Origin of the sequence: Aquitalea palustris (assembly GCF_003693445.1) — a bacterium.
GTDB lineage: Bacteria > Pseudomonadota > Gammaproteobacteria > Burkholderiales > Chromobacteriaceae > Aquitalea > Aquitalea palustris.
In genome coordinates this window covers 53512-65895 of sequence record NZ_RFAR01000057.1, presented here as the reverse complement: position 1 = coordinate 65895, position 12384 = coordinate 53512, and the positions used below count along the sequence as shown (strand labels likewise).

12 protein-coding genes are annotated in these 12384 nt (G+C 62.4%); 7 read left to right on the top strand and 5 right to left on the bottom strand.

Annotation, left to right across the window (positions count from 1 at the left end; genetic code table 11):
* The first annotated feature begins 42 nt into the window (after positions 1-42).
* From EAY64_RS14070 to fabG, 4 genes are read left to right on the top strand one after another with little or no spacing between them, the layout of a single operon-like run.
* Positions 43-1236 carry a beta-ketoacyl-[acyl-carrier-protein] synthase family protein gene (locus tag EAY64_RS14070; protein ID WP_103525380.1) on the top strand — a complete coding sequence of 398 codons (1194 nt, stop codon included), beginning with the start codon at positions 43-45 and terminating at the stop codon, positions 1234-1236.
* A complete protein-coding gene (locus EAY64_RS14065) occupies positions 1233-2027 on the top strand; it encodes a beta-ketoacyl synthase chain length factor (protein WP_103525379.1) in 795 nt (264 codons plus the stop codon). The genes EAY64_RS14070 and EAY64_RS14065 overlap by 4 nt, the downstream gene beginning before the upstream one ends.
* Positions 2024-2479 (top strand): hotdog family protein, encoded by a 456-nt coding sequence (locus EAY64_RS14060; RefSeq protein WP_103525378.1) that lies wholly within the window; start codon positions 2024-2026, stop codon positions 2477-2479. Before EAY64_RS14065 ends, EAY64_RS14060 begins: the two co-directional genes overlap by 4 nt.
* A gap of 8 nt (positions 2480-2487) precedes the next feature.
* Positions 2488-3207: a 3-oxoacyl-ACP reductase FabG gene (gene fabG / locus EAY64_RS14055; RefSeq protein ID WP_103525377.1), complete on the top strand. Its 720-nt coding sequence runs from the start codon at positions 2488-2490 to the stop codon at positions 3205-3207.
* A gap of 37 nt (positions 3208-3244) precedes the next feature.
* On the opposite strand, the gene EAY64_RS14050 is transcribed toward fabG, so the two are convergent.
* The 3 genes from EAY64_RS14050 to EAY64_RS14040 are packed head-to-tail and all read right to left on the bottom strand — an operon-like array spanning position 3245 to position 5268.
* Positions 3245-3739 carry a 3-hydroxyacyl-ACP dehydratase FabZ family protein gene (locus EAY64_RS14050; RefSeq protein ID WP_103525376.1) on the bottom strand — a complete coding sequence of 165 codons (495 nt, stop codon included), beginning with the start codon at positions 3737-3739 and terminating at the stop codon, positions 3245-3247.
* On the bottom strand, positions 3736-4989 hold the full coding sequence (locus EAY64_RS14045; protein ID WP_103525375.1) for a beta-ketoacyl-[acyl-carrier-protein] synthase family protein: 1254 nt from the start codon (positions 4987-4989) through the stop codon (positions 3736-3738). The genes EAY64_RS14050 and EAY64_RS14045 overlap by 4 nt, the downstream gene beginning before the upstream one ends.
* On the bottom strand, positions 4990-5268 hold the full coding sequence (locus EAY64_RS14040; RefSeq protein WP_103525374.1) for an acyl carrier protein: 279 nt from the start codon (positions 5266-5268) through the stop codon (positions 4990-4992). It abuts the gene before it with no gap.
* 393 nt (positions 5269-5661) lie between these two features.
* Here EAY64_RS14040 and EAY64_RS14035 point away from each other — a divergent pair, with 393 nt between their 5' ends.
* From EAY64_RS14035 to EAY64_RS14025, 3 genes are all read left to right on the top strand, one after another.
* Positions 5662-6273, top strand: coding sequence for a lysophospholipid acyltransferase family protein (locus tag EAY64_RS14035; protein WP_226034249.1), 612 nt, complete (start codon positions 5662-5664; stop codon positions 6271-6273).
* 106 nt (positions 6274-6379) lie between these two features.
* Positions 6380-7144: a glycosyltransferase family 2 protein gene (locus EAY64_RS14030; RefSeq protein WP_103525372.1), complete on the top strand. Its 765-nt coding sequence runs from the start codon at positions 6380-6382 to the stop codon at positions 7142-7144.
* Between the two features lie 122 nt (positions 7145-7266).
* Positions 7267-8193, top strand: coding sequence for a class I SAM-dependent methyltransferase (locus EAY64_RS14025; protein WP_103525371.1), 927 nt, complete (start codon positions 7267-7269; stop codon positions 8191-8193).
* Here the strand turns inward: EAY64_RS14025 and nfsB are convergent.
* Positions 8155-8808 carry an oxygen-insensitive NAD(P)H nitroreductase gene (gene nfsB, locus EAY64_RS14020; RefSeq protein WP_103525394.1) on the bottom strand — a complete coding sequence of 218 codons (654 nt, stop codon included), beginning with the start codon at positions 8806-8808 and terminating at the stop codon, positions 8155-8157. The two genes, EAY64_RS14025 and nfsB, sit on opposite strands and share 39 nt — an antisense overlap.
* 198 nt (positions 8809-9006) lie before the next feature.
* Positions 9007-12336 carry an EAL domain-containing protein gene (locus EAY64_RS14015; RefSeq protein WP_103525370.1) on the bottom strand — a complete coding sequence of 1110 codons (3330 nt, stop codon included), beginning with the start codon at positions 12334-12336 and terminating at the stop codon, positions 9007-9009.
* Between the last annotated feature and the right edge of the window lie 48 nt (positions 12337-12384).

The window sequence follows — 12384 nt, the reverse complement described above, 5'->3', positions numbered from 1 at the left end:
GCCTGCCTTTTCGCTAACCCAAGCTGACTCGTCCCGTCGTTTATGCAAGCAATCAGACTTAGTGCCTATACCCTGACCTCTGCCCTGGGCAGCGGGTTGGATGCCCATCTTGCCGCCCTGCGTCAGCAACGCGGCGGCATCGTGAAAAAACGCTGGGAAACGGTGGATTTCGATGTCTGCATCGGCGAAGTGGCCGGTCTGGACGATGTACTGCTGCGGCCGGCGCTGCAACGCTACGACTGCCGCAACAACCGCCTGGCGCAGCTGGCACTGGAGCAGGATGGCTTTGTTGCCAGCGTGCAGGCGGCCGTGGCGCGCCATGGTGCCGGTCGTGTTGGCGTGTTTCTGGGCTCCAGCACCTCGGGCATTCTCAGTTCGGAGCAGGCTTACCGCCAGCGCGATGCGCAAACGGGGGCCTTGCCGCCCGGGCATCGCTATCGCGAAACGCATAATGCTTATTCCGTGGCGGACTTCGTCCGGCAATTTTTCGCACTGAGCGGCCCGGCCTGTGTGGTATCCACCGCCTGTTCCTCCAGCGCCAAGGTGTTTGGTACCGCCCAGCGCATGCTGGCTGCCGGGCTGATCGATGCAGCCATCGTCGGTGGTGTGGATACCCTGTGCCTGACCACCATTTATGGATTTTCCTCGTTGCAACTGGTGTCGCCCAATCCTTGCCGTCCTTTTGACAGCGAGCGTGACGGCATCTCCGTGGGCGAGGGCGCCGCCTATGCCTTGCTGGAACGCGGCGACCTGGCGCAGCCCGGCGACATCCTCTGCACCGGCATCGGCGAAAGCAGTGATGCCTATCATATGTCCTCGCCTCATCCGCAAGGCTTGGGTGCCCGCGCCGCGATGGAGCAGGCCCTGCGCATGGCGGGACTGCAAGCGGCCGATATCGGTTATATCAATCTGCACGGCACGGCCACGCCCAGTAATGACGCAGCGGAAGGAGCGGCGGTGCTGTCGCTGTTCGGCCAGCAGACGCCTTGTAGCTCCACCAAGGGCCATACCGGCCATACCCTGGGTGCTGCCGGTGGCATCGAGGCGGTGTTCAGCGTGCTGGCGCTACGCGAGGGCTTGCTGCCCGGCGGTGTCGGCACCCGGCAAGTGGATGCGCAGCTGCCGTGCAACTACCTGCTGCAAACGCGGGAACAGCCTCTGCAGCATGTCTTGAGTAATTCTTTCGGTTTTGGCGGCAGTAACTGCAGCCTGGTATTTTCGCGGGTGAATGCATGAGTACGGTAACGGTTTATCTGCAGGGACTGAGCGTTCTTGGTCCGGGCATGCCTGACTGGAGTGCGGCGCAGCCCTGTCTGCTGGGGCAGCAAGCCCATATGGCGGCCGCGGTGGTGTTGCCGCCGGCACAGGCCTTGCCGGCGACCGAACGCCGCAGGGTAGGGGCGGCGGTCAAATTGTCGATGGCGGTAGGCCTGGCGGCGGTGGCGGATGCGGCTGCCGATGCCGCTCAGCTGCCCAATATCTTCAGCTCTACCGGTGGGGATTGTGAAAACTGCCACAGCCTGCTGGATGTGCTGGCTTCGGATGAGCGGCTGATTTCGCCCACCCGTTTTCACAACTCGGTACACAATGCGCCGGCTGGTTACTGGGGCATTGCCACCGGCTGTACTGCAGCGTCCACCAGCCTGTGCGCCTATGACGCTACTTTTGCCGCCGGTTTGCTGGAGTGCGCCACCCAGGCACTGAGCGGCGCCCAGTCCTGTTTGCTGGTGTCTTTTGACACCGCTTATCCCGAGCCGCTGTATGCGCAACGGCCGATTCCCTATCCGATGGGTGTGGGCATGGTGCTCAGCCCGCAAGCCAGTGCCGCCAGCAAGGCCAGGCTGCAGCTTGCCTTGAGCCAGGAGCCGGCGACCACCATGCAGGATGCCGGCCTGGAGCAATTGCGCCTGAGCATTCCATCCGCCCGCAGCCTGCCGCTGTTGCAGCTGCTGGCCAGTGGGCAGCCGGGACGGGTGGTGATCGATTATCTGGATGACTGCCGCCTGGCGATCGAGGTGGCGGCATGATGGACCGCGCGGCGATTGCGGCCCGTATTCCGCACCAGGGCAGCATGTGTCTGCTGGATGGGGTGGAGCGCTGGGATAATGAGCAAATCGTCTGCTTCAGCCGCAGTCATCTGCTGGCAGGCAATCCCCTGCGGGCGGCTGGCCGGCTTGGCATTGCCAATGCCATCGAATATGCCGCCCAGGCCATGGCCTTGCATGGCGCGCTGCTGGCTGGCGATGCCGCAGCTGCCCGTGCCGGCTATCTGGCCAGCGTGCGCGAGCTGCGCTGGCACTGCCAGCAGCTGGACACGCTGGATGCTGCCTTGTCCATCCACGTGCAGCGCCTGTCGGGCAATGCAATCACCGCCATGTATCAGTTCGAACTGGCAGCTGCCGGCAGTGTGCTGGCAAGCGGTCGCCTCAGCGTGGTGCTGGATGCAGCCGCGCTGGCTCCCCGCCTTACTTCTTCTTGAGTCCTGTCATGAAACGAGCCCTTATTACCGGCGGTAGCGGTGCCATTGGTGCTGCCATCTGCCAGCGTCTGGCCAGCGATGGCTTCCATGTCATCATTCACGCCAACAGCAATCTGGCTGCGGCGCAAAGCCTGTGCCAGTCGCTAGTGGCCGAGGGCCATAGCGCCGAGGCAGTGCAGTTCGATGTGGCCGATGCTGCCGCCAGTCTGGCCGCGCTGGAAGGGCTGCTTGCGCAAGGGCCGGTGCAAGTGCTGGTCAACAATGCCGGCATACACGACGACGCGGTGTTTCCCGGCATGCAGGCGGCGCAATGGCATAGGGTGATCGATGTCTCGCTGCATGGTTTCTTCAATGTCACCCAGCCCTTGACCATGCCGATGATCCGCACCCGCTGGGGGCGCATCATCAATATCACCTCGGTGGCGGCGCTGGCCGGCAATCGCGGCCAGACCAACTATGCGGCGGCCAAGAGCGCGCTGCACGGCGCGACCAAGTCGCTGGCGCTGGAGCTGGCCAGCCGTGGCATTACCGTCAATGCGGTGGCGCCGGGCATTATCGAGTCGGCCATGAGCAAGGATGTGTTCGACAAGGACATGGTGGCACGGATGGTGCCGATGAAGCGGACAGGTAAACCGGAAGAAGTGGCCAGCCTGGTGGCCTTTCTGGCATCGGAACAGGCGGCTTATATCAGCGGCCAGGTCATTTCCATCAACGGCGGCATGCTGTAGCAGCGGCAGGCAAGCGCCTTGCGCCTGCCATGCGAGCCTAGGCCGGACTGTTATCCTGCAATTGCGTGCGCGGTGCATAAGCCAGCGCAATCTCCAGCTTGGCAACTTCGCTATCCGCCACCTTGACCTGGGCATTCACCTGCACCAGCAAGGGGGCTACCTGGCGGCACTGGATGAAAAATTCCACGGCGCAGTCCGGCAGCACGGGCTGTTTAAACCAGCAGTTGCGCACCGCCGCCAGTACCCCGACTGAATCCTGCGGCAGAGTCTTGACGTAAGGATCACCGGCCAGCAGGCCGGCTCCGGCAAACTGCGCCATCGATTCGATCAGCATCACGCCCGGCACGATGGGCAGCCCGGGAAAATGACCCTGGATCACCGCATTGTCGCTTGGCCAGCAGGCTGTGCCATGAAACTGGTGCGGCCCTTCGATACACAGTTGCTCACACACGAAAATGGCCCCGCGGTGCGGCAATATCTGCTGGATATCGTCGCGCTGCAGCAACATCGGGTAGTGGTAATCCTGGGTCATGCCGGGTGACGTCGAGCCACCAGCGAGGCATTGCTGCCGCCGAAGGCAAAGGAGTTGGACATGATGGCATCGACCTGACAGCCATGCCGCGCCTGTAGCGGGATGAAGTCAAGGTCGCAGCGCGGGTCTGGTGTTTCCAGCGTAGCGGTGGGCGGCAGCGAACCGCTGTTCATCGCCATCACCGCCAGAGCGAATTCCAGAATGCCGCTGGCTCCGATCAGGTGACCATGCATGGACTTGGTCGAGCTGATGGCCAGTTGCTGCAGCGCATCGCCAAACACACTGCGGATGGATTCTGTTTCCACCACGTCACCGGCTTCGGTGGCGGTGCCGTGGGCATTCAGGTACTGGATGTGCTGCGGCTGCAAGCCGGCATCTGCCAGTGCCTGTTGCATGGCAAAGACCTGTTCCGCACTGGAGGGCGCAGTCAGGTGGGCGGCGTCGCTGCTACGGCCATAACCGCACAGCTCGGCCAGTGCCGGCTGTTGCCGGGCATGGGCGCGTTCGGCACTTTCCAGCACGATGGCAGCGCCACCTTCGCCCAGTACGAAACCACTGCGATCCTGCGAGAAGGGGCGGCAGCTGCGCGCCGGGTTGTTCGCATCAGGCTTGGCCATCACGCGCAAGGCATTCCAGGCCAGCAGTGAGCCAGGCGTCAGCATGGCTTCGCACCCCACCACGATGGCGGCATCCAGATAGCCATCCCGGATGGCGTGGAAAGCCTCACCAATGGCGATGGCGGACGAGGCACAGGCGACAGAATAGGTATTGCTCGGCCCGTTCAGGCCGTAAGTCATCGAAATGGCAGCTGCGGCGGCGTTGGCCATCATGCGTGGCACCGATAGCGGATGGACCACGGTCGGATTGCGCTTACCCTCGCTTTGGACCGCAGACTGAAAGCGCTCGTACAAGCCATCCACGGTGTGGGCTCCGCCAAAACCGATACCGACAAACACGCCAAAGCGGCGGGCGTCGGCTGGTCGTGGCGTGATACCAGCCGCGTTCATCGCCTCGCCCGCTGCCACCAGGGCAAACTGGCTGGCGCGGTCGAGCGAGGCATGTTTGGCATCCAGCATGGTGTGCGGCTCGGCAGCGGCGCTTGCCAGCAGTACATCTGGCAGCCATTTGGCGATGCCGGCAGACGCCGGGCCGATTGCGCAATCGCCAGCCAGTGCCCGGGCGAAGCTGCCAGGCAGGTCGGCACCCAGCGGGCTGATGGCGCCCATGCCGGTAATCAGGACCTTGGCCAATTACTTGCCCGCCTCTAGGCTGAACGCTGGCAGCTCGCCATTATTGTGTTCACGGATGGCCTTTTCGATATCGTCCAGCATTTCCCGGAAAGCCATTTTCGGATAACGGCTGGGATCGGGGAGCTGGAAGCCGCAGCGGTCTTCGATTTCGAACAACATCTCCACCATGTCCAGCGAATCCAGCTCCAATGCCGACACTTGCAAGGCGGGATCATTAAACAGAGCCGGATCTTTCGCCTTGGTATTGATCAGATAGTTCTTGATGATTTCTTCTAGCATAAGCATCCAGTCCAGAGCGTTGCGTGCACCAAAGGGGGCTGATTATATAGTAAAATCATGGCATCCGGGTTGCATGCGCCAGCGGCTTTGCTGCGGCCTTATTCGCGGCAAATCCCCCTTGATCCATGGTGGCGCTGGCGATGTTAATACCATTGCCTTGATTATTCTGGCAAGAGTATGAATCCGTATTATCACCATGACCAATCCGGGCGGTGTGTTACTGCAAATCGAAAGTAAAGTTTAATCATGTCGTCCCGCTGTTTACGCCTGGGCCAGGTAATACTTTTTTATCTCATGTTGTCCTGGCTTGGTTCCATGCTGCTATTGGGTAATATTGGCGCCCTGCCATTGTTGCTGCTACCCGGACAATGGCGCCAGCCGCTGGTGCAATGGGTGATCAGCCGCATTTGCCGCTGTTTTCTGGCCGGGGCACAAGCCTGCCGCCTGATGCAGCTGGATTTGCAGGCGCTGGACCAGCTTAATCAACAGGGACGCATGCTGCTGGTGCCGAATCATCCGAGCATGATTGATGCCTTCCTGGTACTGTCGCGCGTGCCGCATGCGGTGTGCCTGATGAAGGCCAGCATCAGTTCCAATCTGTTTCTGGGGTGTGGGGCTTATCTGGCGGGATATGTTTCGAATCGTTATCCGGAGCAGATGTTTCGTCAGGCAATTCAAACCGTTCAACAAGGCGGCGTGTTGATGATATTCCCGGAAGGAACACGCACAACCCGCCAGCCGGTTAATGATATCGGGGGTGCCGTGGCCGTGATTGCCAAGAAAGCGGCCGCCCCTTTGCAGACCGTCCTGATTAGCACCAATTCAGCCTATTTGAGCAAGGGCTGGAAAATATGGAAGCCACCGGCCTTTCCACTGATATACCGCGCGGTTCCCGGTGAGCAATTCGAGGCTTATGGTCGCCGTGATGAAACGGCGCGGCGGCTGCAGCAGTATTTTGAATCCTGTCTGCGAAATGGCTCGATTGATCCTGCGCTGCGTTTGTAACAGCATCCGCGCATTGTTGACCTGGCCGGTAGCAATCGGCTATGGTCCTGCCCAATTCAAACATCATCCCTGTTGTCCGGGCGATGAGCAGCCCGAATAGTCCGCCATGCATATTTCTTCGACCACCCATGTGGTGCTGATCCCCAGTTATAACCCCGGCCCCAAGGTATTCGCCACCGTGCGCGCGGCGCGCCAGCAATGGTCTCCGGTATGGGTGATCGTGGATGGCAGTGATGATGGATCGACCGCGGGCCTGCAGCAGATGGCCGCGCAGGATGACGGTCTGCAGGTCTTGGTCCTGCCGCATAACAGCGGCAAGGGGGCGGCAGTGTTGCACGGGCTGGACGAGGCCAGCCGGCTGGGGTTTAGCCATGTGCTGTGCATGGACTCGGATGGCCAGCACCCGGCGGAGCAGATTCCTGCCTTCATGGCGGCATCGCAGCAGCAGCCTGCGGCCATGGTGCTGGGGCTGCCGGTATTCGATGCCAGTGCGCCCAGTTTGCGGGTAAAGGGGCGCAAGATATCCAACTGGTGGGTCAATCTGGAAACATTGTGGATGGGGATTGGCGATTCACTGTTCGGTTTCCGGGTCTATCCGGTGGAGCCGCTGCGCCGCATCATGCAGCGCCAGCACTGGATGCGGCGTTTCGATTTCGATCCCGAAGCCGTGGTGCGGCTGTGCTGGGCCGGTGTGCAGCCAGTGAATCTGCCTGCGCCGGTGAAATATTTCCAGGCAGGGGAGGGCGGCGTGTCGCACTTCAATTACTGGCGTGACAACCGCTTGCTGACCTGGATGCATATCCGGCTGATGTTCGGCTTTGCCCTGCGTTTGCCGGTTTTGCTGCTACAACGCCTGCGCCGGGCATCTTGATGCGGCGGGGCTGTTCTTCGGCTGACAGGGCTGAGGCCATTGGCCCGGCTGCTGTCGTCCATGGCAGGGCATGCCCCGGCTCGTGGCCGGTGGCTTTTCCGACAGATAAATCATCCTGAGCCATGTCCTTTCCCTTGATGCTTACCCACCTGCTGCTGGAGCGGCTGACGTCGGCAGAGCTGCCGCGCCAGCCGGAACCACAGGCCTTGATGGTGGAGTCCGGCCAGGTGGCTTCATTCATGAACAGCGGCCGGGCCGACGGCATGCTGAACTATCTGTATCTGTTTCATGCGGTGATGGCGCTGCCGCTGATCCGGCCAGGTGATGTGGTGTTTGATCTGGCCTGCGGACCGGCTAATCAGCTGCTGAAAATGGCGGCGCTGCATCCCGAGGCCAGCTTTGTCGGCATCGATGCTTCGCTACCCATGCTGCAGCAAGCCGAGGCGAATATCGCGGCCGCCGGCCTGCGCAATATCCGTTTGCAGCAGGCCGATATCAGCCAGCTGGCTGGGGTGGACCGTGCTGTGGCGGATTGCGTGCTGTGCACCATGTCGCTGCACCATCTGGCGGATACCGGACAATTGGCGCAGACCATGCAGCAGGTGCGGCGCATCCTGCGCCCGGATGGCGGGATCTACCTGGCTGATTTTGGCCGTCTCAAACGGGCGGCCACCCAGCATTTCTTTGCTTACGACCGGGTTGCACAGCAATCAGCGCAGTTCACCGAGGATTTTCTCAACTCCATGCGCGCCGCCTTCAGTGTGGACGAGTTGCGCCAGGGCGCGGCGCTGCTCGGGGCGGAACTGGACTGCCATCAAACCGCCGTCGCACCGTTCATGGTGTTGCTGCGTTCGCCCGTCCGCCACCGTGTCGATGGCCTGCTGGCAGAACGGGCTCAAGCCGCCTACCGCGACCTGAGCCCGCTGGAACAGCGCGACTTCAACAATCTGGCCCGCTGGTTCCGGCTGGGTGGCTTGTCCCTGCCGTGTGCGCTGCCAGCAGCTGGCCGCTCAGATCCGGCTGATCACGCGTTCGGCCGGCAGGCGTGACTTGGGCAGCTGCGCATTGAAATCGCTGTCGCTGCGATAGCCCAGGGCGACGATGACGGCGCTGGTATAGCCCATGGCACGCAGGCCCAGTTCTTCATCCAGTACTTTCTGGTCGAAGCCTTCGATCGGGCAGGCGTCGATTTGCAGGGCGGCTGCGCCCAGCAGCAGGGTGCCTGCTGCCAGGTAAACCTGCTTTTCCATCCAGTGGTGGGCATCGCGCAATTCGAAGCGGTGCATGTTGACGAAGTGCGAACGGCCACGGTGCTGGCCGGCGCGGGCTTCAGCATTGGCAAAGCGGCCGTCGGCCTCTTCCTGTTGCAGCAGTGTCTCCAGATAGGCGTCATCGATGCTGGCGCGGCTGCACAGTACCACCACGTGCGAGGCGTTCAGTACCTTGGCTTCATTGAAGGCGTAGGCGCCACTGGTGGCCTTGGCCACGCGGGCCTTGCCTTCCGGGGTGCCGGCGATGAAAAAGTGCCAGGGCTGGGAATTGGTGGAGGAGGGGCTGAAGCGCAGCAGGGTTTCGATCTGTGCGACCTGTTCCGTGGTGAGCTGGCGGTTGGGATCGAAGGCCTTGGTGGTGTAGCGGGTCTGCGCCAGGTCGGCAATATTCATGATGACTCCTTGCTTGGCATGTGTGGCTGTGTTGATGCCGGCCATTATCAAGCAAGAGCCGGACGTGAATAAGCAGCCGGCGTGGCAAGCAGTTTCATTTTATTTTTGAAAATACCGGTTTTTTATTTGCGATTGTCATGCCGGCCAGGCAAATAACCGGCCGCTGCCGTCGCCCCGGCCGGGGCGGCGACATGGCACTTAACCGGCTGCAGGCAGTTGTTCGGCTTGCATTTGCGCGATCAGCCACTGGCTGAGCTGCTGGCTGGCCAGCCCGGCATGCTTGGCATCATGGCAGGCGGCATGCCACTGCCTTACCTGCTCGGGTGCATCACGCTGGCGTTGCAGGAAATGATGCAGCGGACAGTCGGCCAGGGCTGGCCGGGCGGCGGCCTGCGAGGGCTGGGCATATAGCCAGTGCTGGGCCAGTGCGCCCAGATAGCTGCTGATGTGGCCGCTTGCCGTGGGCAGCTGGAATGACGACTGCCAGTGAATGAAGCTGGCTTGCGCCATCGGCCGGGCCAGGCTGTAGCCCTGACCCTGCGTGGCACCCAGGATGCAGGCGGCTTCCAGCATGCCGATATCTTCCAGCCCTTCCACCACCACCTGCCGCTCCAGGTCCTGTCCCAGCTGCAGGATGGCGCGCATCAGCGCCAGGCTGGTCAGCGGCGTCTTGCGCAGGTTCAGCGTCAGGCTCTGGTCGATCTTGACCGTGTCAAAGGGCAGGGCGCTCAGCCGCTGCAGGCTGCTGTAACCGGAGCCCAGATCATCCATCACCAGCTTGACGCCGGTCTGACGCAGCCGTTCGATGGCACGGTCCTGCTCGTGCGGGGCGATGTCGGCGGTTTCCAGCAGCTCCAGGCTCAGCCGTTCGGGGGCCACGCCATGGCGCGCCAGGGCCTCGGCCACCCAGCGCGGGCAGTCTTCGTCCTGCAGGGTGCAGGGGGCGATGTTCAGCGAGACGTCGATGTCCAGGCCGTGGCTATCCAGTTCGGCCAGCTGGGTCAGCGCCTTGTCCAGCCCCAGCCGGAACAGGTGGTCGAGGTCGGCATCGCCCAGCAGCGGCAGGAAGACGCCGGGGCTGACAATCTGCCCGTCTTCCCTGATCAGCCTGGCCAGCGCTTCGACTTTCACCACCTTGCCCAGCTTGAGGTCGACCAACGGTTGCAGGTACAGGGTGAGGCCACCAGCGAACAGCCGTTCGCGCAGGGCGATGGCCAGGTTTTGCTGGATGGCGGCCGCCGGTTTGGTGCAGGCCGCCAGAATCAGCTCCCAGCGGTGCTGCAGGCCCAGGGCGAACTGCTGCATGGTGGCGGATTCAAACTGGTTGGGATAGGCACCGAACAGGCTGACGACGGCCACGGTCAGCCCGTCCTGGTTGCGCACCGGAATGCTCATGCTGGAGCGTATCCGCATTGCTCCGGCTTGCTGGTGCCAGCTGGCGTAGCGCGGGTCATTACCGTAGGAGGCCGAGCTGCAGATGCGGCCACTGCGCCAGGCGACCGCGCTCAGCCCCTGGCCGCGTGGCGAATTGGGATCGACCACGGCTTCCGAGCCCGGCTGCTGTAATAGATCGGCCACAAACTGACCCAAGGGGCCACGGCTGTTTTCCGGCACGAAAACGCCATCGGACATCAGACGCATCAGCAATACCGCCTGCACGCCGGGCAATCTGCCCAGTTGTTCCAGTTCGCTGCCAACGGCATCGGTCCACAGCGTGCCCTGGTGTGGCATCGGCAGCGACAGGCTTTCCAGATACTCGCTTTGTACTTCTGCCGCCGCTTCCAGCTGGGCGTGCAGTTGTTCCTGCAGCCGGCTGTCGATGATTTCCAGCAGCCGGTAACGCTGGCGTATCGGCAGCAGGGTGGTGTTCAGCTGCTCGCTGAAATGGCTGCGGAACAGCTCCACGCTTTGTACCAGCAGGGCCGGGGTGACGCCGACCAGGCTGTGGATGCGGCCCAAATGCCGGCTGTCGCGCCGGATCTGTTCGGCCTGCTGCGCCGGTGACAATATCTGCAGCAGAAAGTCGCGATGGGCGCGCTGCAGCTGTTCCAGCTCGGCGGGCTGCAAGCTGGCGAGGATGGCCAGTGCTTCGTGTGCCGGCCGGTTCTGCTGGTAAAAGCGGCTGATGTACAGCTCGGTGGCGCGGCTGATCAGGCCGGTGGATTTGTGCAGCAGCTGGCTGGCTTCTGCTCCGTAGAGTTCGAAATGGCTGCTTTCCTCGGCGTGATAGCCAGCCTCGTCCGCCACCATGCGCCACCAGCGCTGGCGGGTGGGTTTGTGCTGCTTGGCCTGGTACATGGCGGCATCGGCCTGGCGCATCAGGGCATCCGGCTCGATGCCGTCATGCGGATAGAGCGCGATGCCCACCGTCATGCCCACTTCGGCCTCGATGTCGGCATCCAGTACAAAGGGCGCTTCCACCGCCTGGTGCAGCCGCTGCAAGGCGCATTCCAGTTGCTGCAGGGCGGCTTCTTCCTGCAGGTCTTCCATGATCACCACGAATTCATCGCCGCCCAGGCGGGCGACAAAGTCGGTCTGGCGCAGCAAGGTCTGCAGGCGATGCGCCAGCTCCTTGAGCAGGCGGTCGCCCGCCTCATGGCCCCAGGTGTCGTTGACCGGCTTGAAGTCGTCCAGATCGATCATGCATACCGCCACCAGCTTATCGCTGCGCTGGGCGCGCGCCAGCGCGGCTGACAGGTGGCGGGTGAGGGCAAAGCGGTTGGGCAGGGCGGTCAGCCAGTCGTGATGGGCGGCGTTGATGATCAGTTCTTCATTATGCTTGCGCTCGGTAATGTCCTGCGTGGTGCCGATGGCGCGCAGGGCCTGGCCCTGGGCATTGCGTGCCACCACCTTGCCGGTACAGCGTATCCAGGTCCAGCCGCCACTGGCGTTGCGATAGCGGAATTCCTGCTGGAAGCGGCTGTCGCTACCGCGCAGTACGGCCATGCAGGCCTGGTACACCTTTTGGTAATCATCCGGATGCACGTCGGAGAACATGGCGCTGGCCTGGTAGCGTGCCGCCTGTTCCGGATAGCCCAGCATGCGCGCCCAGCGGGCATCGGTACTGACCTGATCCTGCAGGATGTCCATATCCCACAGCGACAGGCGCGAGGCGTCCAGTGCCAGCGACAGCTGTTCGTTAGCCTGCTGCAAGGCCAGCTCCATGGCCTTGCGATCGGCAATGTCGGTGTAGGACACCACAAAGCCCTGCACGGTGCCGGCTGCGTCGTACAGGGCATTGCCGTGCAGCATGACAATGATGCTGCGGCCATCGCTGGCGATGCGGCGCACTTCGCCCTGAAACGGCAACACCACATCAGACCTGCAGCCAAAGCCGCCATCGTGCAGTCTATCCGCCGCCTCTGCGGGAATGATGATGTCGATGGATTGCCCTGCCAGGGCGGCACTGTCATGACCAAACAGCTGGCAGAATGCCGGATTGGCATAATCTATGCGGCCCAGGGGGTCGAGGATGGCAAAGGCTTGCGAGCTCTGTTGCAGGGCTTGCTGGAAATTGGGCAGGGTCATGGTTTGGTCCTGCAGTCGGTGCGATGGCAGCCCGGCTGACAGCTAATA